The sequence below is a fragment of the Streptantibioticus rubrisoli genome (genome assembly GCF_024436055.1).
In the GTDB taxonomy this organism is placed as follows: domain Bacteria; phylum Actinomycetota; class Actinomycetes; order Streptomycetales; family Streptomycetaceae; genus Streptantibioticus_A; species Streptantibioticus_A rubrisoli.
In genome coordinates, this window is the sequence record NZ_JANFNH010000067.1 from 1 (window position 1) to 21,585 (window position 21,585).

The window sequence follows — 21,585 nt, forward strand, 5'->3', positions numbered from 1 at the left end:
GGGCTAGATCAGGCTGATGTCGTTGGGGGAGAAGCGGGGACCACGACGGGGCGCACGCCGACCCGCCAGCAAGATCAGGCGTGCCGCCCGATGCCGCTGTCCCGCGTAGGGTGCCAAAAGCTCCAGCATCCCCGCGTCATCAGTACGGTGCGCACCGGTCAACGCATAGCCGATCACGTTCGGCAGGTGCAGATCCCCGACCGTGATCGCGTCCGGCGCGCCATGCGTACGCTGCAGGGTCTCCGCCGCGGTCCACGGTCCGATGCCAGGTATGGCCTGCAACCGTTCCGCTGCCCGCGCCGGAGGCATCAGTGCCGTCTCCTCCATCCTGCGTGCCGCGCGAACGGCCCGGAGGATCGCGGCCGAGCGCTTGCCGTCGACACCGGCGCGGTGCCATTCCCAGGACGGGATCAGGGCCCACGTCCTGGGGGCGGGCATGACCCGCAGGCCGGGCATCGGGCCGGGGGCCGGTTCGCCGTACCGGTGCAGCAGCAGCCGCCAGGCGCGGTACGCCTCGTCTGAGGTGACGCGCTGTTCCAGGATCGACGGGATCAGCGATTCGAGCACCAGGCCCGTGCGGGTCAGGCGCAATCCTGGGTTGCGCCTGGCCATCTCGTGGACCAGGCGGTGCCGGGGGGTGAACTGGGTTGGGTCGTCATAGGAACCCAGGAGTTGCGGGAGGCGTTCCAGCAGCCATGCGCCGCCTGGGCCCCAGGCGGTGGCCTCCACCTCGGCTGGGGATGTCGCGATGCGGAGGGTTGCCGGTCCCTCGGGGGTGCGGGAGGTACGCCAGACTGAGCCGTCACCCGGCATGCGGAAGGCGGGGTCGCCTGGGCCGCGGCCCAGGGGGCCGAGGGTGAGGGCGAGGTCGAGTGGGCCCTCGGGGGTCCACCGGCGTGTCCGGACGTCCTGAAGCATCGCCCTGAGCCTAAGCCGTTGCGCTCGCGCTGGCGGTTGGGGGTTTGCCCGCCCGCCCACCCTCAGCGCGAGCGGAACCGCGAACCCCCGAACGCGGGGGCGGGCCCTACAGGGTGAGGCTGAAGTCTTCCACCTCGCGTTCGCCCCGCGCGGGAGGCGCCCCCGCCGGGCGGCCGACGGCGACCGCGCCCATGGGGTCCCAGTCGTCCGGAAGGCCCAGCACCTCCCGGACGACCCCGCGGCAGAACATCGTGGACGACACCCACGCGGAGCCCAACTGCTCGCCCGCCAGGGCGACCAGGAAGTTCTGGACGGCGGCCCCGGCCGCGACGACGAACATCTCCCGTTCCGCGGCGGCCCGCCGGGCGTCGGGGTAGTCGTGCGAGCCGTCCATCACCAGACACGGCACCACCAGATACGGCGCCCGCCGCAGCACGTCCCCGCGCCGCACGCGGCGCTCGATCCGCTCGGGGGAGAACCCGTCCCGTTCCAGGTCCGCCACCCAGGCGTCCCGCATGGCGTCCAGCAACCGGGTTCGCGCAGCCGCGGACTCCAGCAGTACGAACCGCCACGGAGTGGTGTGATGCGGCGCCGGGGCGGTGAGCGCCGCCGCGACGGCGCGCCGCACGGCGCCGCCGTCGACCGGCTCGTCGGTGAACTCCCGCACCGTCCGCCGCAGGGTGACCGCCTGCCGTACCGCCTCCGAGGTGCCCAGGCGGAACATGTCGTCGGCCGCGCCACGCGCCAGCGCCCGTGCGCCCGGCCCGTCCTCGCCGACCGGCAGCACCTGCGCCAGACCCCGTACCACCGCGACGGGCAGTCCCGCGGACTTGCCCTTGACCAGGTCACCGGCGGCCGCGAGTTCGTCGGCGACGGCGACGACCGTCGCGTTCAGCTCGTTGCCGTGCCCGTCGGCGGCGCCGCGCAGATCGTCCAGTACCCGCAGTCCGGCCGCGCCGATGGCGACGTCGGTCAGACCGTTGCGCCACGGTCGGCCGAAGGTGTCGGTGAGCACGACGGCGACGTTGACGCCGAGCAGTTCGCGCAGCCCGGCACGGATCCGTCGGGCCGACGCGTCCGGGTCCTCGGGCAGCAACAGCACTGTTCCGGCAGGGGTGTTGGAGGCGTCCACCCCGGCCGCCGCCATCACCAGGCCCTGCCGGTTCTCCACGATCCGCAGCGCACCGCGCCGGGCCACCAGCCGTACCGTCTCGGCGTCTATGGCCGCCTCGCGGTCGTCGGCGGTGACGATCCGGCCCTCGGCCTTGCTGACGATCTTCGAGGTGACCAACAGCACGTCACCGTCGCGCAGTTCGCTCCCCGCCGCCGCGATCAGCTTGGCGAGGTCGTCTCCCGGCCGCACCTCGGGGATCCCGGGCATCGCCCGTACCTCGTAGGACGCCGCGCTCACGACGCGGTCTCCCGTGCCAACTCCAGTGCCGTACGGGCCATTTGCGCGGCCGCGTCGACATCGCTCATCAGCAGCGGCACCGCCCGGCAGCGGATCCCGGCGGACTCGACCCGCTCCACCGCGGCGGCGTCCACCGTGTCGACCAGCCAGCCGTCCAGCAGCCCGGAGCCGTAGTGCTCGGCGACCGCGGCCGCCGTCGCCTCGACGCCCACCGCGGCCAGCACCTTGTCGGCCATGCCGCGCACCGGCGCGTCGCCGACGATGGGGGACAGGCCCACCACCGGAACCCCGGCGTCCGCGATCGCCTCGCGGATCCCCGGTACGGCGAGGATCGTGCCGATGCTGACGACCGGGTTGGACGGCGGGAAGAGGATGACATCGGCTTCGCCGATGGCCTCCAGCACACCGGGCGCGGGCTTGGCCTGCTCGGCGCCGACCGGCAGGATCGCGTGCGCGGGTACGGAGGCGTGCAGCCGTACCCAGTACTCCTGGAAGTGCACCGCCTTGCGTCCACCGTCGTCCGGCGCGTCGATGACGACATGCGTCTCCACCCGGTCGTCGGACATCGGGATCAGCCGTACGCCCGGCTGCCAGCGTGCGCACAGCGCCTCGGTGACCGCGCTGAGCGGGTATCCGGCGCCGATCATCTGGGTGCGGACGATGTGGGTGGCGAAGTCCCGGTCGCCGAGCCCGAACCACTCCGGGCCGACACCGTAGGCGGCCAACTCCTCCTTGACCACGAAGGTTTCGTCGGCCCGGCCCCAGCCCTGCTCCTCGTGGATGCCGCCGCCGAGGGTGTACATGACGGTGTCGAGGTCGGGGCAGACCTTGAGCCCGAACAGATGGATGTCGTCGCCGGTGTTCCCGATGACGGTGATCTCCGCCTCAGGTGCCGCTGCCTTCAGGCCCCGCAGGAAACGGGCGCCCCCGATACCTCCGGCCAAAACCACGATGCGCATGCAGAACAGTGTGTCAGCCGAAGGCTGACTCCTCTGGGGGTGGTGGTCGGGTGGCGGGTGGGAGTGTCAGCCGAAGGCTGACTCCTCTGGGGGTGGTGGTCGGGTGGCGGGTGGGAGTGTCAGCCGAAGGCTGGTGCGGGCGGGGCCTGCGGCTGAGTGCCCTGTGCCGGTCGTCAACCCAACGGGGGCCGGGCGGTCGCCGGTTCCGTACCGGCGAGCGCCTCGCACGCCGCATACGAGGTCATTTCGGTCAGTCCCGGGAAGTAAACGTGCAAGCTGATCGCGGGCTCCAGCGCGTCGTTGACCACCTCGTGCACATATCCGGTGGAGAACACCCTTTGCCCGCCTGCGTGCAGTGTGCGCCGCGCCTCGCCGGAGGCGGTGAGCGCGCGCTCGGTCAACTCGCCCTCCAGGACGGTCAGTACGCCTGAGGAGCGGCCGTGGTCGTGCAGCCCGCTGCCCTGCCCGGGGACCCAGCTCAGCAGCCACACCTCGTACCCGGGGCCGGTCTCCAGGCGCGCGTACCAGCGGGTGGTGGCGTCGTACTCGACGAGCGGCCGCCAGCGGTCCTGGTCGGCGGCGATGCTGCGGGCCAGCCGGGCGAACTCGGCGACGGTGGTCGGATGTCTGCGCACTGGCGGGAGCAGATGCGGCAGGGCGAGCGGGTCACCGGCGATGGAGATGTCGGAGAGCTGGGGGGCCGGGTCGGCGGGGTTGGCGCGGTACACGGATGGTCCTAGCGGAGAGGAGCAGACGGTGGAGTGTGCTTGGACTGCGCTGCGGAGGTGCGGCTGGCCGCGGGGTGAGCTCGGAGGGCTCGCCTGGTGCTGAGTACGGGGACGCCTCGCGGAATCGCGGTTCCGTCCCGGCTGGATCAGCGAAGGATCAGCGGCAACAGCTGTGGTGACAGCGACAGGAGAAACAACCGTGGACCGGCACGACGCGGGGGAGCTCGCTGCGGCGAGCTCGGGCGGGCGCGTGGGTCACGAACGACATGGACTCAAGAAGACCGGTTGGTCAGCCTACTTGTCAACCTGATGTCGGTTTTGCCGCCAATGTTTCACCTGAACCGGTTAGTCGGCCTGGTGAAAGGTTTGTTCAGGCTTGCGCACGGATACGTGGAGCGACAGCCGACCGCGGGCTGCCGTTGCGCATCTGTGATCGGACCGTGATCCACCCCGGTCCGCCGATCGGGTGGAACGGTGCGCCGATCTGTCGCGTCTCAGTCGACATATGCGGGAGGTGGATCGAGTCACCGAGCGAGCGGTGTCGGGTAATGGGACGATTTGAACACTTTCTGCATGGCCTTGGTTCCTCGGAGTGAATAAGGCCCCCAATAGCAGATCTCGGCTTGACTGCCCTGGATCGCACGCTTGTAATTTCACTCGTGTCGTTAGGCCTCAATCGGTAACGACAGCATCACGGGGAAGCGACGACGGACGAGGGGCGCGCATGACCGAGCAGTTCCAGCTACTGCTGTCCGAGGAGGCGGAAGAGGAGCTCGGGTGGCAGGAACGCGCACTGTGCGCGCAGACCGACCCCGAATCGTTCTTTCCGGAGAAAGGCGGCTCCACCCGAGAGGCCAAGAAGGTCTGCCTCGCGTGTGAGGTGCGTTCCGAGTGCCTTGAATACGCACTCGCCAATGACGAGCGCTTCGGAATCTGGGGTGGACTTTCCGAGCGGGAGCGCCGCCGCCTGAAGAAGGCGGCCATCTGAGGCGGCCCCAGCGGCCGTCCAGGCCGTCGCATCCCGCGGGTCGAGCCCCCCGGACACCCCATGGGCTACCGGTGAGCCGTTAGTGTGGGTGGCCGTCCGAGACACGTCAGGCCCGCAAGGCGCCGTACGCGTCCACCGCAGTCCAGCGAACCGGGGCCCGCACCTCGATGTCCGTGCACAGCCAACAGGGGGCGTACTCCGCCCGCACTCCTGAACCTGAGTTCCCGCGTCACATCGTCACCGCGGTGCTCGTCGCTCACGACGGCGCCCGCTGGCTGCCCGACGCGCTCGCCGGTCTGCTGGGCCAGACCCGCCCGGTGCAGAGCGTCGTCGCCTGCGACACCGGCAGCGCCGACGACACCGACCGGCTGCTCACCGAGGCCGTCGGCGCCGACCGCGTACTGCATCTCGCCCGCCGCACCGGTTTCGGCGCGGCGGTCGCCGAGGCCGTGCAGACCTTCGGCCCGGTACCGCCGGAGGAGCTGCCGTACCTCCAACCGCCCAGCGCCTGGGACCCGGTGACCCGCACCTGGAACGACGACGCCTACGAGCAGCAGGACCAGCCGCGGCCGGAGCCGGTGCAGTGGCTGTGGCTGCTGCACGACGACTGCGAACCGGCCCCCGACGCCCTCGCCGAGCTGCTGCGCGTCGCCGACAGCTCGCCGTCCGCGGCCGTCGTCGGCCCCAAGATCCGCAGCTGGTACGACCGGCGGGCGCTGCTCGAAGTGGGCGTCAGCATCGCCCGCAGCGGCCGCCGTTGGACCGGTTTGGAGCGCCGCGAACAGGACCAGGGCCAGCACGACCAGGTCCGCCAGGTGCTCTCGGTCTCCTCCGCGGGCATGCTGGTCCGCCGCGACGTATGGGAACAACTCGGCGGATTCGACCGGCGGTTGCCGCTGATGCGCGACGACGTCGACTTCTGCTGGCGGGTCCACAGCGCCGGGCACACCGTGCTCGTCGCCCCCGATGCCGTGCTCCGGCACGCCGAGGCCGCCTCCCGGGAGCGCCGCACCGTCGACTGCGCCGGACGCTCCTCGGCCAACCCGCACCGGGTCGACAAGGCGGGCGCGGTCTACACCCTGCTGGCCAACACCCGTGGCGTGCTGTTGCCCTACGTGCTGCTGCGCGTCGTGCTCAGCACCCTGCTGCGCACCCTCGGCTACCTGGTCGGCAAGGTGCCGGGGCAGGCGCTGGACGAGGTCACCGGCCTGATCGGGGTGCTGCTGCGGCCCGGCAGGCTCCTGGGCGGTCGCAGACGCAGAGGCCGTCCGGCGGTGGCCGCGGCCGAACTCAGGCCGCTGTTCCCACCACCCGGCGCCACCCTGCGGGCCAGCGTCGAGCAGGTCTACAGCAACCTCTCCGGCCGCTCCGAGCCCGACTCCTCATCGGCCGGACGGCACGGCGGAGCCGTCGAGTCCGGGCCGGGCGACGAGGACGCCGACTTCCTGGACGTGGAGCAGTTCGCCCGGCTGCGGCGGATCGCCCGCAAGCCCGCGCCCATGCTGTTTGTGGTGCTGCTGCTGGTCTCGCTGGTCGCCTGCCGCTCGCTGCTCGGCAGCGGCGCGCTGACCGGCGGCGCGCTGCTGCCCGCCCCCGGCGGCGCCTCCGACCTGTGGGGCGCCTACGCCGGGGCGTGGCACGCCGTCGGCACCGGAAACACCCAGGCCGCGCCGCCGTACCTGGCGGTCGTGGCGCTGCTGTCCTCCCTGCTGCTGGGCAGCACCGGTCTGGCGCTGACGCTGCTGTTGGTCTGCTCGGTGCCGCTCGCCGGTCTCACCGCCTACTTCGCCTCCCGTCCGCTGGTCGACTCCCGGCTGCTGCGCGCCTGGGGGGCGGTCGCCTACGCGTTCCTGCCCGCCGCCACCGGTGCGCTCGCCGCGGGTCGGCTGGGCACCGCGGTGCTGGCGATCCTGCTCCCGTTGATGGCCCGGGCCGCCGTGGCGGCCAGCGGACTGCAACTCGGCGGGGCCGCCATCTCCCGTGGCGTCAGGCCCAGTTGGCGGGCCACCTGGGCGTTCGCGCTGCTGCTCACCGTCACCACCGCCTTCACCCCGGTGGTGTGGCCGATCGCGGTGGTGCTCGCCGTCGTCGTGCTGGTGCTGAGGGTGGTGCGCGGGCACGGCGGGCTGCTGCTGCCGCAGGCGCTGCGCTTCCTCGCCGTACTGGCCACGCCGCTGGTGCTGCTCGCGCCGTGGTCGGTGACGCTGCTGGCGCATCCGTCGTTCTTCCTGCGCGAGGCGGGGCTGCCGTACCGGGACGGTGCCGCCTCCCCGCTCGACCTGGTCATGCTCAGCCCCGGCGGCCCGAAGGCCAGCACCGGTGTGCTGCTGGCCGGGCTGGTGCTCGCCGGGCTCGCCGCGCTGCTGCGCGACGGGCGGCGACTGGCCGTCCTCACCGCGTGGGCGGTCGCGCTGGCCGGGTTGCTCGCCGCCGCGGTGCAGAACGGCTACCGGTGGCCTGGCCCCACCACCGTGCTGTACGGCCTGGCGCTGATCGCCGCCGCCGTGGTCGGCGCGGAGGACGCCAAGGCCCGTATCTCCGCGGCCGGTTTCGGCTGGCGGCAGCCGGTCGCCGGGCTCATCGCGCTGGCCGCCGCGGCGGCGCCGCTGATCGCCGCGGTCGGCTGGATGGTGAACGGCGCGGCCGGACCGCTCCAGCGGCGCGACGCGACACAGGTCCCGGCGTTCGTCGCCGAGGAGAGCTCCACCGCCGACCAGGCCCGCACACTGGTGCTCGCCGGTGACCCGGGCCATGTGCGGTACGTGCTGGTGCGCGGCTCCGGCGCGCGCATGGGCGACGGCGAGATCGCAGCCGAGGCCGGGCACGACCCGCGGCTCGACGGCGTCGTCGCCAACCTGGTGGCCGGATCCGGCGGTGACCAGACCAGCCAGCTCGGCGGCTACGCGGTGCGCTACGTGCTGCTGCAACCGGGCGCGCCCGCTGAGATGGGCCGGGTGCTGGACAGCACGCCGGGCCTGACCCGGCTCAGCCAGAGCGGCGGTACGGCGCTGTGGCGGCTGAACGACAACGTCTCGCGGATCACCATCGTCGCCCCCAAGGGCGGCGCGGCCGCGGCGGCGCCGGTCTCGGTGGCCGCGGGCAAGGTCGAGGCGCACACCACGATCCCGTCCGGACCCGCGGGCCGCACCCTGCGCATCGCGGACTCGGCCGACGCCGGGTGGCAGGCCACGCTGGACGGCAAGCCGCTGACCCCGACCACGGTCGACGGATGGGCGCAGGGCTTCCAACTCCCCGCGAACGGCGGCAAGTTGGACCTCACCTTCGACGACCCCATGACCCACACCCTGTGGCTGTGGGGGCAGGCCTTCCTGGCGCTCGTGGTGGTCGTGCTCGCGCTGCCGGGCCGCCGCCGTGACATGGACGACGACCTGCCGGAGGAGGGCCTGGCCACCGCTGCCGCGTCCAGCCCGGCGCAGGCCGCCGGGGGCGAGGGCCGCAGAGCCCGCCGCCTGCGCGCGGAGGCCGAGCGGGCGGCCGCCGAGCCCCTTGCCGCCGAGCCGGTTGTCGACGACTTCGAGCCGGTTGCCGCCGAGCCCGTTGCGGACGATTTCCAGCCGTTCGGCGCCGCGGAGCCCTTGGAGCACTCGGAGCCCTCGGGGCACGAGCCGTACGTCCCGCACCAGGCGGGTGCACCCGAGCCGGACCCCTACGGCGCGGCACCGCAGGTTCCGCACCAGCAACAGGGCTACGAGGAGTGGAACGGGTACGCCTATCCGGCCGGGTACGACCCGTACACGGGCCAGTACCAGCCCCAACCCCCCTACTCCGGCGCCGAGTACGGCAGTAACGGCGAGTACGCCGGGTACCCGGACGGCACGTACCAGGGCGGCGAGTACGCCGACCCGTACGGCTACCAGCAGCCAGCACCGCCCTACGATCCGGCGCACGACGCCGGTGAGTTCGGCCACCGCCGCGACGGGAGCGACCAGCAGTGAACCGCACCACCGTGTCCCTGATCGGCGTCGTCGCGGTGCTCGCCGCCGCCACCGGTGCGGCCACCGTACTGGCGCCCGCGCCGAGCAAGGCGGCGCCAACAGCGGCCGTGCGCAAGCCCGTTGAGCGCTCCACGCTGCTGTGCCCGGCCCCGGCGGGGGTGGACGCGGCCACCACCACGTACACCTCCTTCACCCCGCCGGGCAGCGGTGGCAGCGGGGGCAGCGCGGTGCTGCAGCCCGGGCAGTCCTCGGACGGCGCCAACGGCGGCTCTGCTGGCTCCGGCGGCTCCGGCGGCGGGTCCAACGGCAAGCAGGTGGCGCCGCTCACCGATCCCGGCAAGCCGGTCACCGCCAACGCCGGTAAGAGCGTCAGCCCACTGATCGGCACCGCCGACGGGCGGTTCGCGCCCGGGTGGACGGTGCAGGAGACCACCACCATCGACGCCGGGCCCGGCCGGGGCATGCTCGGCACCTCGTGCGGCGCTCCCGGTGCGGACTTCTGGTTCCCCGGCGCCAGCACCTCCGGCGACCGGCAGGACTACGTCCACCTCACCAACCCCGATGACACCGCCGCCGTCGCCGACATCGAGTTGTACGACGGCAACGGGCTGGTCAAGACCAGCAACGGCGAGGGCATCACCATCCCCGGCGGCTCCAGCGTGCCGGTGCTGCTGTCCACCCTCACCTCGGCGCAGACCGCCGACCTGACCGTGCACGTCGCGGTGCGCACCGGACGGGTGGCCGCGGCGGTCCAGGCGATGGACAGCAAGTCCGGCAGCGACTGGCTGCCCGCCTCGGCGCCCGCGGCCACCAGCGCGGTACTGCCGGGGATTCCCGCCGACGCGACCTCGGTGCGTCTGGTGGCGTACGCCACGGGCGGCAACGACGCCGACCTGAAGGTGCAGTTGCTCACCCCGACCGGCGCGATCGTTCCGGCCGGGCATGAGACGTTGCACGTCAAGAGCGGTATGACGACCGCCGTCGACCTGCCGGGACTGACCCAGGGCCAGGCCGGTTCGCTGCGGCTCACCCCGACGGACTCCGGCAGCGCCGCGCCGTTCGTGGCGGCGCTGCGGATCACCCGGGGCAAGGGCGCCTCCCAGGAGATGGCGTTCCTGCCCGGCACCGGGCAGGTGGGGCAGCGCGCCTCGGTGGCTGACAACCGCTCGAAGGCGGCCACCCTCTCGCTGGTGGCGCCCACCGCGGACGCCACCGTCAAGATCACCAGCTCGGCGACGACGGACGGCGGTTCCCCGGCCAGTAAGACGGTCACCCTCAAGGCCGGTACGACCACGGCCATGGCCCCGCCGGACCCGGGTGGCAAGGGCACTTTCGCGGTGACGGTCGAGCCGGTCTCCGGCGGCCCGGTCTACGCCTCGCGCATGCTCGCCGTGGACAACAACGGCGTCCCCGACTTCACCGTCCAGCCCATGCCGGACGACGGCGGCACGGTCGCGGTACCGAGCGCGGGGGAGGACCTGCAGGTGCTGGAGCGGTAGGCGGTTGTTGCCCGGGGCCTTTCGCGGGAGGGCGGATCCAGAAACAAGCGGATCCAGAAACGCGGATCCCGAAACAAGGGGACGGCGGAGGCTCGGAACGCCTCATTCCTCGCCGTAGCGCGGGTCCACGTTCTCCGGCGAGAGGCCCAGCAGTTCCGCGACCTGCTCGACCACGACCTCGTGGACCAGCAGCGCCCGCTCGTCACGGCCCTTCGCCCGGATCTCCACCGGCCGCCGGTAGACCACGATGCGGTTGCGCGGCCCCCTTCCCGATGCGCCCGCGGTGATCAGCTGGCCGAGCGGCACACTGTCGATGTCGGGGCTCGGCGGCGGTACGTCCTGTACCGCGAACTCGACCTCCGCGAGCTGCGGCCAGCGCCGCTCCAGGCGTTCCGCGGCGTCCCGCACCAGGTCGTCGAAGGCGTCGGAACGGCTCACCGACAGCGGCACCTGCGGCGGCGCGAGCGGCCCGCGCATACCGCGCCCATGGCGGTCGCGCCGACGAGCCGCCCGCTGAGTGGGGGGCGGAACAGGGGTGTCCATCATGTCGAAGCGTAGCTGTCACCATGCGGGGCATGGCGGCGGCACGGGGCAACGATCTCCTGGGCGGGACCTGGCCTCCGGGAGGACGTGGGGGCGGGTGACGTGGGGGGTGTGGGCGCGCGGTTCGGGCCTCTGGGCTGGGCTGCGGTTCGCGGGCTCTGTCCGGGCTGGGCACGGCTGGGTACGGCTGCGATACGTGGGTGGGGCGTGGGTGCTGTGGGGCGCGGTGCGGGGTTTGTCGACTTTGGCCTGGGGCTGGGGGACGGCCGGGCTTGGGGGGGTCGGGCTGTCCTTGGAGGGGGTCGGGCTGTCCTTGGATGGGGCTTACAACCCCTGTTATGTCGGGCAATGCGCATTCGAGGCGCAAACAAGACCGAACGCGTCCGCATCGCTGATCGTGCGGGATACCGTAATTGGCGCGGTTTGTCCCACCCGCTGACCGCCCCGGAAAGTGGCTCTGGCCATCGCTTGGGCCTGCCCCGCAGGTAGGACCGTACGTCACAAGATCGGGCGATCTCGGTGAACCGGGACGACACGAGCGGGTGAGGTCGTGGAGAGTCGTCGCGGCCCGCTCAAGAGTGCGGTACCGTCCAACGTCGTGAGCCCTGTACGTCGTTGTTCGCGCACCGCGTGCGGTCGTCCCGCCGTCGCGACGCTGACGTACGTCTACGCGGACTCGACGGCCGTCCTCGGTCCGCTCGCCACCTACGCCGAGCCGCACTGCTACGACCTGTGCTCCGAGCACTCCGCCCGGCTGACCGCCCCCCGGGGCTGGGAGGTCGTCCGGCTCGCCGTCGACGCCGGGCCCACCCGCCCCACCGGCGACGACCTCGAAGCCCTGGCCAACGCCGTACGCGAGGCCGCCCGCCCCCAGGACCGGTCGCAGGCCACCCGTGAGGGGGACCCCGTGGAGGTCGCCCGGCGCGGCCATCTCAGGGTGCTGCGCTCGCCCGAACCGTAGGTCAGCGCAGGCCCGATCCCCACCGTTGGGGTGGCCGCCACCGCCGCTTCACCGGACGTACGCCAAGGGCACTCAGTTTCGCCGGGTAGGTTGGGGGACCAGTTGTCCACCCCCGTGCCGCGTCGCCCGGCGCTGTTGAACCTGGAGCCGCTGTGCCCGACCTGAGTCAGATCGTGAAGGCGTACGACGTCCGCGGTGTCGTCCCCGACCAGTGGGGCGAGGAGCTCGCCGAACTGTTCGGTGCGGCCTTCGCCACAGTGACGGGCGCCGACGCGATCGTCGTCGGCCACGACATGCGCCCGTCCTCCCCGGGCCTGGCCCGCGCCTTCGCCAAGGGCGCCGCCTCCCGTGGTGCCGACGTCACCGAGATCGGGCTGTGCTCGACCGACCAGCTGTACTTCGCCTCCGGCAAGCTCAACCTGCCCGGCGCGATGTTCACCGCCAGCCACAACCCGGCCCAGTACAACGGCATCAAGATGTGCAAGGCCGGCGCCGCCCCCGTGGGCCAGGACACCGGCCTCGCCGAGATCCGCGAGCTGGCCGAGCAGTGGTCGGCCAGCGGCCTGCCCGCCACCGACGCCACGCCGGGCACCATCACCCAGCGCGACGTGCTCGCCGACTACGCCGGATACCTGCGCGAACTGGTCGACCTCACCGGCATCCGCCGCCTGAAGGTCGCGGTCGACGCCGGAAACGGCATGGGCGGCCACACCGTGCCCACCGTCTTCGACGGCCTGCCCATCGACCTCACCCCGATGTTCTTCGAGCTGGACGGCACCTTCCCCAACCACGAGGCCAACCCGCTCGACCCCAAGAACCTGGTCGACCTCCAGCACAAGGTCCGCGAGGTCGGCGCCGACATCGGCCTGGCCTTCGACGGCGACGCCGACCGCTGCTTCGTCATCGACGAGCGCGGCGAGCCGGTCTCCCCGTCCGCGATCACCGCCCTGGTCGCCGCCCGCGAACTCGCCAAGCACCCCGGTGAGACGATCATCCACAACCTGATCACCTCCTGGTCGGTGCCCGAGGTCGTCAAGGAGCAGGGCGGCCAGGCGGTCCGCACCCGCGTCGGCCACTCGTTCATCAAGCAGGAGATGGCCCGCACCGGTGCGATCTTCGGCGGCGAGCACTCCGCGCACTACTACTTCCGGGACTTCTGGAAGGCCGACACCGGCATGCTCGCCGCGCTGCACGTGCTCGCCGCGCTCGGCGACCAGCAGCGCCCGCTGTCCGAACTGGTCGCCGAGTACGACCGGTACGCCGCCTCCGGCGAGATCAACTCCACCGTCGCCGACCAGGCCGAGCGCACCGCCGCGGTGCGCGCCGCGTTCGACGGCCGCGAGGGCGTCTCCTTCGACGAACTGGACGGCCTGACGGTCACCGGCTCCGACTGGTGGTTCAACCTGCGCCCGTCCAACACCGAGCCGCTGCTCAGGCTCAACGTCGAGGCCCGGGACACCGCCACCGTCGAGCGGCTGCGCGACGAGGTCCTAGCGATCGTCCGCGCCTGAACCACCCACTTGGCGGGGGCCCCGGGAACCCTTCCCGGACCCCCGCCGGGTGCCTCCCGGCGGTACGCTGACCACGCCGTCACGACAACGGCTCGATCACCACACGACCGGTGGCCAGGGTCGCCGCAGCCGACCCGTACCGCCCAACAACCACCACCCGCCGAAGAGGACACGCCCATGCCGCTCGAAGCCAGTCTCCTGGAGATCCTCGCCTGCCCGGCCTGCCACGCCCCGCTCCGCCAGAGCGCCGCCGACGCGACCGAGCCCGAGCTGATCTGCACCGGCGAGACCTGCGGCCTGGCCTACCCGGTACGGGACGACATCCCCGTACTCCTCATCGACGAGGCCCGTCGCCCGGCCTAACCGGGCGCGACGGCACCAGGCCGGAGGACACGATGCTCGACGAGGCCCTGCTCGACAGTCCCGACGCCCTCGCCCGCGCCGACACCGGCGGGCTGCTGCCCAGCGTGGCCGCGGCGGGCGCCCGGGTGCGAACCGCCGCCCGAGCCGCAGCCGAGGCCGGGCTCACCGACCTCAAGCCCGACGGCCGCCCGCGCACCGTCCTCATCGCAGGCCCCGGCTCGGCCCCCGGCCAGCTCGCCGACCTGCTCGGCGCGCTCGCCGCCTGCCCCGTGCTGCCGCTGGCACCGACCGGCAGCGCACCCACCGCGCAGGAGCTGCGCTGGACGCTGCCCGGCTGGGCCGGACCGCTCGACCTGCTGCTGCTCACCACCGCGGACGGCACCGAGCCGGGCCTGACCAGCCTGGTGGAACAGGCCTACCGGCGCGGCTGCACGGTCGCCGGAGTCACCCCGTCCGGTACCGCGCTGGCCGGAGCGCTCCAGCAGGCGCGCGGCCTGGCGCTGCCCTTCGCGCCCCCGTCGTACCGCCCGACCGCCACCGAGGCCTACGACGCCGCCCACGGCACGGAACCAGCCGTTCCAGCGGATCCGGGGGCGTTCTGGGCGCTGTTCACCCCGCTGCTCGCCCTCGCCGACCGGATAGGGCTGCTGTCCGCCCCGCCGGACGTCGTGGAAGCCGTCGCCGACCGGCTCGACGCCGCCGCGGAACGTTTCGGCCCGGCCGCCGAGACCTACCGCAACCCGGCCAAGGCCCTCGCCGTCGAACTCGCCCACTCCCTCCCGCTGGTGTGGAGCGAGGGCGCAACCGTCGCCCCGGCCGCCCGCCGCTTCGCCTCGGTGCTGACCTCACTGGCGGGCCGCCCGGCCCTCGCCGCGGCACTGCCCGAGGCCATCGCGGAACACCGCGCGCTGCTCGACGGCACCCTGGCCTCCGGCAGCGACGACCTCGACGACTTCTTCCGCGACCGAGTCGAGGAACCCGACGGCCTACGGCTACGGATCGTGCTGCTGCGCGAACCGGAGACCGAGCCCGCCACCGCGGCCGTTGAGGCGGCCAACACCCACGGCACACCGCTCAGCGAGATCGACGCCGCCGACGGCACCCCCGCTGAGACTCTCGCCGAACTGCTCGCCCTCACCGATTTCGCCGCCGTCTACCTGGCCCTCACCCCGGCCGAAGGACCATCGGCCTGATGCCGCCGTGCGCCCGAGCGACGCACCCGACACGTACCGAAGAGGAACACCGACCCGCATGGACCGCCTCGTCAACTCCGTGCGCCCCTACGCCTGGGGCTCCACGACCGCCATCCCCGAACTGCTGGGCACCGAACCCACCGGTGAACCGCAGGCCGAACTGTGGATGGGCGCACACCCCGGCGCACCCTCGCGACTCGACCGCGGCACCGGCCCGATGCCGCTCAACGAGGTCATCGACGCCGACCCATACGGCGAACTCGGCAAACCCGCCGTCGAACGCTTCGGCCCCCGGCTGCCGTTCCTCCTCAAGCTGCTCGCCGCCGGAGCGCCGCTCTCCCTCCAGGTGCACCCGGACCTCGACCAGGCCAAGGTCGGTTTCGCCGACGAGGAGGCCCGCGGCGTCCCCATCGACGCACCGCACCGCAACTACAAGGACGCCAACCACAAGCCGGAGATGATCTGCGCGCTGACCCCCTTCGACGGGCTGTGCGGCTTCCGGCACCCCGCCGAGGCCGCCGAACTCCTCGAAGGACTCGGCGTCAACACCCTCAAGCCGTACGCGGACATCCTGCGTGCCCGCCCCGAGGACGAGGCACTGCGCGAGGTCCTCGCCGCCGTACTCGGCGCCGACCGCGAGGAGATGGCCCAGACCGTTGAGGAGGCCACCGAGGCCGCGGCCCGACTCGCCACCGAAGGCGGCAGGTTCGCCGACGCCTACGCCGCCTACGCCTCCGCCGCCCACCACTTCCCCGGCGACCCCGGTGTCATCGCCGCCATGCTGCTGAACCATGTGACGCTGCAGCCCGGCGAGGCGCTCTACCTCGGCGCCGGCGTACCGCACGCCTACCTCAACGGGCTCGGCGTGGAGATCATGGCCAACTCCGACAACGTGCTGCGCTGCGGCCTCACCCCCAAGCACATCGACGTCCCCGAACTGATGCGCATCGTCCGCTTCGAGTCCGGCGACGCGGGCGTGCTGCGCCCGGAGGACAGCGGCGACGGCGAAGAGGTCTACGACACGCCGATCGACGAGTTCCGGCTCTCGCGCTACACCCTCGCCCCCGGCGGCAGCCCCCGCACCCTCGGCGACCGCACCCCGCAGATCCTGCTGTGCACCGCGGGCCAGGTGACGCTGCACGGACCAGGCGGCGCCCAACTCACCCTGGCGCGCGGCGAGTCGGCGTTCGTTCCGGCAGACGAGCGGATCGCGCTCGACGGCTCGGGCACGGTCTTCCGCGCCACCGTCGTCGCCTGACCGGCGCCACGGCCCCTGGCGGTTCGCCGGGGGCCGTGCCGCGTCGTCCTACTGGACTTCCGCCAGCACCCGCATGATCTCCATGCGGGTCGGCGCCGTCGCCAACCGCTCGCGGAACCCGGTGTCCATCAGCTTGCGGGACAGCAGCGCCAGTATTCGCAGATGCTCGTCACCGGCCGCCGCCTCCGGCACCGAGATCATGAAGATGAGCTTGGCCTTCGTCCCGTCCAGCGCACCCCACTCGATCCCCTCGCCCGACCGCGCGAACCCGACCACCGGCGCCGTCACCGCATCCGTCTTGGCATGCGGTATCGCGATCTCCTCGCCCAGCCCCGTGGTCCCCTGCGCCTCCCGGTCCAGCGCGGCGGCCACCAGCGCGTCCACATCGGCGACCTTGCCGGTCTCGGCCAGCAGCCCGGCCATCTCGCGTATGGCGGCTTCCTTGCCGGCCGCCGCCAGTGCCTCGCGCACGGTCTGCTCGGTCAGATAGCCGGAGAGCACCTCCACACCCAGAGGCGGCGCGGCAACGGCCGTCGCGGCGCTGGCGGCGGAAGCTTCCTCCGCCACGGCGGGGGGCACGGCGGCAGGAGCGCTTGACTCGGCTGGGCGGGCGGGGGGTGCGGGGGATGCGGTCGTAGTGGGGGTGGCCGGTTCCGTTTCGGCAGCCGGTTCGGTGGTGGCGCAGGGCTTGGCGGCCGCGGTGGGGGGCTTGGGCGCGGGCGGGGTGGCCGCGGTCGGGGTGACGGGAGCGGTGCTGGCCAGCGGGGAGGCGGGATGGGCGGTGTCGGCGAGTGCGGGCTCCGGCACCGGGACCGGCGGCAGGCCGGTGGACGGCGCGACCTCCCCGCGCCCCTCAAGCGAGACCAGTGCCACCGTGGTCAGTGCGGTCACCACCGTGCCGATCGCCACGGCGACGAAGAACACCGGCACACCGCCGACCGCGCCCAGCACCGCCACGATCGGCCCGCCGTGCGGCACCGCGTCCTTCACCCCGGTCATCCCCGCGACCGCACCGGCCACCGCGCCACCGAGCATGTTCGCCGGAATGACCTTCGCAGGCCGCGCCGCGGCGAACGGGATCGCCCCCTCGGAGATGCCGAAGCAGCCCATGAACAGGGCAGCGATGCCGGTCTCGCGCTCCTGAGCGGTGTAAAGGCGGCGCCGCACCAGCGTCGCGAGGCCCTGGCCGAGCGGCATCACCGGAATCGCCGCCGCGCACATCCCCATGACCGTCTGGTTCCCCGAAGCGATCAGCCCGGCCCCGAACAGGAACGCCGTCTTGTTGACCGGACCGCCCATGTCGAAGGCGATCATCAGGCCCAGGACCGCGCCGAGCACGATCGCGCTGGATCCCGTCATCCCGCTGAGCCAGTTCGTCAGATGCGCGAACACCCACGAGATCGGCTTGCCGATGACATAGACGAAGAACAGACCCAGCGCCGTGGTGGCCACGATCGGTATCACGATGATCGGCATGATCGGCTGGACGAACTTCGGGACCCTGACCTTCTTGATCCACACCACCAGGTAACCGGCCAGGAAACCGGTGACGATCGCCCCGATGAAGCCCGCACCCGCCTTGGAGTCGTACAGCGCACCGGTGTTGGCTATCCAGCCGCCGATCATGCCCGGCACCAGCGCGGGCCGGTCACCGATCGCGTAGGCGATGTAGCCGGACAGGATCGGCACCATCAAGGTGAAACCAATCGTGCCGATGTCGTTCACATGCGCCCAGAAGCTGCCCTTCGGGATGACCAGGCCGCCCGACGGGTCCGGATGACCGCCCAGCGCCAGCGAGACGGCCAACAGCAGACCGCCGACCACCACGAACGGGATCATGTAACTGACCCCGTTCATCAGCGCCTTGTACGCGACGCTGCGTTCCCTGCCCCCGCCGCCGCCTCCTGGCGGCGCGTTGCCGTCCCCAGAGTGGACCGGTGCGCTGCGCACCCGCTCGATCAGCCGCCCGGGATGGCTGATGCCCTCGGAAACCCCGACGCTGAGCACCCGCTTGCCGACGAAGCGAGTGAGGTCGACGTTCTTGTCCGCCGCGATGATGACCCCGTCAGCCTGCTTGACATCGTTGTCAGTCAAGACGTTCTCGGCGCCGATGGACCCCTGTGTCTCGACCTTCATCTCAACCCCGAGCGCCTCCGCGGCCTGCTGCAACTTCTCCGCGGCCATATAGGTGTGCGCGATGCCGGTGGGGCAGGCGGTTATCGCGAGCAGCCTCAGTCCCTCGCGGTTCCCCGCGCCGTTAGGGGGATCGGCAGGCCTGGTCACGTCATCTCCTTCAGCCGTACATACGTGAGTGTCAAGAGTGTTCTCGCGCCGGTCGCATCCTGCAACACGCGCGGAACGAAGCGAAAGCCCGACGAACGTCCTCGATATCACTGGGGCGAGCGCTCTTCGAGCCCGGGCGCGTGGCCGGTACTTCTTCGATGGGCTGGGGGCCGCTGGGCCGTTCGGTGTAGATTCTTCAGCGAAGCCAGACGTCGCTGCTGATGGCGGTCGGGCGGTCCCGAGCGCGCGGACCGACCGAGGGAGAGAGGGCCTCCGACGGGCTGGGCTGCGGTACGAGGACCGGCACCCCCGGTCCTTTTCGGCGCGTCCACCCGGACCCGCCGCACGGCCGCAGCGGACAGACCGATGCCCACCCTCGACCCGAACCGCGAGGAGCAGACCGCATGACGTCGACCTCCACCAGCCCCGACTTCAAGGTTGCCGACCTTTCCCTGGCACCCTTCGGCCGCAAGGAGATCACGCTCGCCGAGCACGAGATGCCCGGGCTCATGGCGATCCGCAAGGAGTACGCCGAAGCCCAGCCGCTCGCCGGCGCTCGCATCACCGGCTCGCTGCACATGACCGTGCAGACCGCCGTCCTCATCGAGACCCTGGTCGCCCTCGGCGCCGAGGTCCGCTGGGCCTCCTGCAACATCTTCTCCACCCAGGACCACGCCGCCGCGGCCATCGCCGTCGGCCCCGACGGCACCCCCGACAACCCCCGGGGCGTCCCCGTCTTCGCCTGGAAGGGCGAGACGCTGGAGGAGTACTGGTGGTGCACCGAACAGGCCCTGACCTGGCCGAACAGCCCCACCGGCGGCCCGAACATGATCCTCGATGACGGCGGTGACGCCACCCTGCTCGTCCACAAGGGCGTCGAGTTCGAGAAGGCCGGATCGGCTCCCGACCCCTCCACCGCGGACAACGACGAGTACCGCATCATCCTGCAGCTGCTCAACCGCACCCTCGCCGAGAACCCCAACAAGTGGACCCGGCTCGCCTCCGAGATCCGCGGTGTCACCGAGGAGACCACCACCGGCGTCCACCGCCTCTACGAGATGCAGCAGGCGGGCTCGCTGCTCTTCCCGGCGATCAACGTCAACGACGCGGTCACCAAGTCCAAGTTCGACAACAAGTACGGCTGCCGCCACTCCCTGATCGACGGCATCAACCGCGCCACCGATGTCCTCATCGGCGGCAAGGTCGCGGTCGTCTGCGGCTACGGCGACGTCGGCAAGGGCTGCGCCGAGTCGCTGCGCGGCCAGGGCGCCCGCGTCATCATCACCGAGATCGACCCGATCTGCGCCCTCCAGGCCGCCATGGACGGCTACCAGGTCACCACGCTGGACGAGGTCGTCGAGACCGCCGACATCTTCATCACCACCACCGGCAACCGGGACATCATCATGGCCAGCGACATGGCCAAGATGAAGCACCAGGCCATCGTCGGAAACATCGGCCACTTCGACAACGAGATCGACATGGCCGGGCTCGCCAAGATCCCTGGCATCGTCAAGACCGAGGTCAAGCCCCAGGTCCACACCTGGACCTTCCCCGACGGCAAGACCCTGATCGTGCTGTCCGAGGGCCGCCTGCTCAACCTGGGCAACGCCACCGGTCACCCCTCGTTCGTGATGTCCAACAGCTTCGCGAACCAGACCATCGCCCAGATCGAGCTCTTCACCAAGCCGCAGGCCTACCCGACCGGCGTCTACGTGCTCCCCAAGCACCTGGACGAGAAGGTCGCCCGCCTCCACCTCGACGCCCTCGGCGTCAAGCTCACCACCCTGCGCCCCGAGCAGGCCGCCTACATCGGCGTCCCGGTCGAGGGCCCGTACAAGCCGGACCACTACCGCTACTGATCCGGTCAGCACCAATGCACTGAGCGCGGGCCCCCGTCGGTACTCCCGGCGGGGGCCCCGCCCTTCGGAGAACCGAAAGCCCCCACCATGCCCCGCGGCCGCTACTCGTTCTACGACACGCACGACCACACCCCCCTCGGCGAAGAACACTTCCACTGCGCCACTGGCACCTCCGGTTGGCGCTACACCGCTCGCACCACCACGCCGAACGGCCAGGACTGCGGATCCGTCGACCTCACCATCGACGAACTCGGCCGCCCCATCCGGCTGGAACTCCACGCGGGCGGATGGCAGGTCCGCGGTGCCGCACTGGACGGCGTGACCTGGGTCCGTACCGACCCCACCGGCGAACACGCCCAAGAGGGCAACGCCGCCGCCCACGCCTTCACCGGAACCTCCCCCGCCTTCCTCGTCGCCACCGCGCGGCTGCTGCACCTCTCCCCAGGCGCCCCCGCGACCCGCGTGCGGCTCGTGGCACTCACCTCCCCCGTCCTCGCCCCCCGGACCCTCGACCAGTCCTGGGCTTTGAAGGACAGGACAGCACACGCCACTGACAACGGCCCGCTGGTCGTGGACGAATACCAGGTCAGCGACCTACAGACCGGCGAGCAGAGCACGGTCCACATCGCTGGCGACGTCGTGCTCGCCGCCCCCGGCATCGAGCTGGAGGACCTGGAGAGCCCGCCTTCCACGTTCGAATGACTCGACGATGACCGGCGCGCTCCCACGCCAAGGCCGGGTGATGGCTGCGCGATGTGCGAACAGCCCCGCTGACCTGCTAATCTCCACTACGCCTCGCGAAACCCGTTGACATGGGTGGAGCGGGGAGGTAGATTTGAACGGTTGTCACGAAGTAGACATACGAGTGGCGGTCCGGGTAGTCTCTACCCCCGCTCCACGGAACGGCTTCCGCGGAGCACCGCAACACCCCTCCGAATTACTACCGGAAATGCGAACGCCGATTGGCTCGGCGAAAAGCGGATCTGATAGTGTCGGAAACACCGGAAAGCGAAAGCCGGAAGGTGAATCCCGCCAGCGGGAATCGGGCCGGAAAGGGTCTGATAAGCTGGAGAAACCGAAGGGAAAGCCCGGAGGGGCCGGTGAGACGGTCTCGAAGGAAGCTTCCGTTCCTTGAGAACTCAACAGCGTGCC

At 71.7% G+C, this 21,585-nt stretch carries 16 protein-coding genes; 10 read left to right on the plus strand and 6 right to left on the minus strand.

Annotated elements, in window-relative coordinates; translation table 11 throughout:
- Positions 1–3 precede the first annotated feature (3 nt).
- The 4 genes from NON19_RS31525 to NON19_RS31540 form a co-directional block, all read right to left on the minus strand.
- Positions 4–918, minus strand: coding sequence for a DNA-3-methyladenine glycosylase family protein (locus NON19_RS31525; protein ID WP_255932686.1), 915 nt, complete (start codon positions 916–918; stop codon positions 4–6).
- 106 nt (positions 919–1,024) lie between these two features.
- Positions 1,025–2,299 (minus strand): coenzyme F420-0:L-glutamate ligase, encoded by a 1,275-nt coding sequence (locus NON19_RS31530; protein WP_255932701.1) that lies wholly within the window; start codon positions 2,297–2,299, stop codon positions 1,025–1,027.
- Positions 2,300–2,325: 26 nt separating this feature from the next.
- A complete protein-coding gene (gene cofD / locus NON19_RS31535; protein ID WP_255932687.1) occupies positions 2,326–3,288 on the minus strand; it encodes a 2-phospho-L-lactate transferase in 963 nt (320 codons plus the stop codon).
- Between the two features lie 173 nt (positions 3,289–3,461).
- On the minus strand, positions 3,462–4,016 hold the full coding sequence (locus NON19_RS31540; protein WP_255932688.1) for a cysteine dioxygenase: 555 nt from the start codon (positions 4,014–4,016) through the stop codon (positions 3,462–3,464).
- 724 nt (positions 4,017–4,740) lie between these two features.
- Between NON19_RS31540 and NON19_RS31545 the strand changes: the two genes are divergently transcribed.
- The 3 genes from NON19_RS31545 (at position 4,741) to NON19_RS31555 (ending at position 10,459) form a co-directional block, all read left to right on the plus strand.
- On the plus strand, positions 4,741–5,004 hold the full coding sequence (locus NON19_RS31545) for a WhiB family transcriptional regulator (protein WP_255932689.1): 264 nt from the start codon (positions 4,741–4,743) through the stop codon (positions 5,002–5,004).
- Between the two features lie 167 nt (positions 5,005–5,171).
- Positions 5,172–8,960, plus strand: a complete 3,789-nt coding sequence (locus NON19_RS31550) for a glycosyltransferase family 2 protein (protein ID WP_255932690.1) — start codon at positions 5,172–5,174, stop codon at positions 8,958–8,960.
- Positions 8,957–10,459 carry a DUF5719 family protein gene (locus tag NON19_RS31555; RefSeq protein WP_255932691.1) on the plus strand — a complete coding sequence of 501 codons (1,503 nt, stop codon included), beginning with the start codon at positions 8,957–8,959 and terminating at the stop codon, positions 10,457–10,459. The genes NON19_RS31550 and NON19_RS31555 overlap by 4 nt, the downstream gene beginning before the upstream one ends.
- Positions 10,460–10,561: 102 nt before the next feature.
- On the opposite strand, the gene NON19_RS31560 is transcribed toward NON19_RS31555, so the two are convergent.
- Positions 10,562–11,002, minus strand: a complete 441-nt coding sequence (locus tag NON19_RS31560) for a metallopeptidase family protein (protein ID WP_255932692.1) — start codon at positions 11,000–11,002, stop codon at positions 10,562–10,564.
- Between the two features lie 550 nt (positions 11,003–11,552).
- On the opposite strand from NON19_RS31560, the gene NON19_RS31565 reads away from it, so the two are divergent.
- The 5 genes from NON19_RS31565 to manA all read left to right on the plus strand — a co-directional run bounded on the left by NON19_RS31565 (position 11,553) and on the right by manA (position 16,288).
- Positions 11,553–11,963, plus strand: a complete 411-nt coding sequence (locus NON19_RS31565) for a DUF3499 domain-containing protein (RefSeq protein ID WP_255932693.1) — start codon at positions 11,553–11,555, stop codon at positions 11,961–11,963.
- Between the two features lie 152 nt (positions 11,964–12,115).
- Positions 12,116–13,474 (plus strand): phosphomannomutase/phosphoglucomutase, encoded by a 1,359-nt coding sequence (locus tag NON19_RS31570; RefSeq protein ID WP_255932694.1) that lies wholly within the window; start codon positions 12,116–12,118, stop codon positions 13,472–13,474.
- Positions 13,475–13,651: 177 nt separating this feature from the next.
- The gene (locus NON19_RS31575) at positions 13,652–13,837 is read left to right on the plus strand and encodes a Trm112 family protein (protein ID WP_255932695.1); all 186 of its coding nucleotides are present in this window, start codon (positions 13,652–13,654) and stop codon (positions 13,835–13,837) included.
- Positions 13,838–13,869: 32 nt separating this feature from the next.
- The gene (locus NON19_RS31580) at positions 13,870–15,030 is read left to right on the plus strand and encodes an SIS domain-containing protein (protein WP_255932696.1); all 1,161 of its coding nucleotides are present in this window, start codon (positions 13,870–13,872) and stop codon (positions 15,028–15,030) included.
- Positions 15,031–15,088: 58 nt separating this feature from the next.
- Positions 15,089–16,288 carry a mannose-6-phosphate isomerase, class I gene (gene manA / locus NON19_RS31585; protein WP_255932697.1) on the plus strand — a complete coding sequence of 400 codons (1,200 nt, stop codon included), beginning with the start codon at positions 15,089–15,091 and terminating at the stop codon, positions 16,286–16,288.
- Positions 16,289–16,336: 48 nt separating this feature from the next.
- Here the strand turns inward: manA and NON19_RS31590 are convergent, their stop codons facing one another.
- Positions 16,337–18,571, minus strand: coding sequence for a fructose-specific PTS transporter subunit EIIC (locus NON19_RS31590; protein WP_255932698.1), 2,235 nt, complete (start codon positions 18,569–18,571; stop codon positions 16,337–16,339).
- A 404-nt stretch (positions 18,572–18,975) separates the two neighbouring features.
- On the opposite strand from NON19_RS31590, the gene ahcY reads away from it, so the two are divergent.
- Positions 18,976–20,433, plus strand: coding sequence for an adenosylhomocysteinase (ahcY, locus tag NON19_RS31595; protein ID WP_255932699.1), 1,458 nt, complete (start codon positions 18,976–18,978; stop codon positions 20,431–20,433).
- Positions 20,434–20,520: 87 nt separating this feature from the next.
- A complete protein-coding gene (locus tag NON19_RS31600; RefSeq protein WP_255932700.1) occupies positions 20,521–21,135 on the plus strand; it encodes a hypothetical protein in 615 nt (204 codons plus the stop codon).
- Positions 21,136–21,585 lie beyond the last annotated feature (450 nt).

Excerpts from the sequence above, each read along its gene's own strand:
- NON19_RS31525 (WP_255932686.1), bottom strand. The coding sequence starts at position 918 with ATGCTTCAGGACGTCCGGACACGCCGGTGGACCCCCGAGGGCCCACTC.
- NON19_RS31530 (WP_255932701.1), bottom strand. The coding sequence starts at position 2,299 with ATGCCCGGGATCCCCGAGGTGCGGCCGGGAGACGACCTCGCCAAGCTG.
- cofD (WP_255932687.1), bottom strand. The coding sequence starts at position 3,288 with ATGCGCATCGTGGTTTTGGCCGGAGGTATCGGGGGCGCCCGTTTCCTG.
- NON19_RS31545 (WP_255932689.1), top strand. The coding sequence starts at position 4,741 with ATGACCGAGCAGTTCCAGCTACTGCTGTCCGAGGAGGCGGAAGAGGAG.
- NON19_RS31550 (WP_255932690.1), top strand. The coding sequence starts at position 5,172 with ATGTCCGTGCACAGCCAACAGGGGGCGTACTCCGCCCGCACTCCTGAA.
- NON19_RS31560 (WP_255932692.1), bottom strand. The coding sequence starts at position 11,002 with ATGGACACCCCTGTTCCGCCCCCCACTCAGCGGGCGGCTCGTCGGCGC.
- NON19_RS31575 (WP_255932695.1), top strand. The coding sequence starts at position 13,652 with ATGCCGCTCGAAGCCAGTCTCCTGGAGATCCTCGCCTGCCCGGCCTGC.
- NON19_RS31580 (WP_255932696.1), top strand. The coding sequence starts at position 13,870 with ATGCTCGACGAGGCCCTGCTCGACAGTCCCGACGCCCTCGCCCGCGCC.
- manA (WP_255932697.1), top strand. The coding sequence starts at position 15,089 with ATGGACCGCCTCGTCAACTCCGTGCGCCCCTACGCCTGGGGCTCCACG.
- ahcY (WP_255932699.1), top strand. The coding sequence starts at position 18,976 with ATGACGTCGACCTCCACCAGCCCCGACTTCAAGGTTGCCGACCTTTCC.
- NON19_RS31600 (WP_255932700.1), top strand. The coding sequence starts at position 20,521 with ATGCCCCGCGGCCGCTACTCGTTCTACGACACGCACGACCACACCCCC.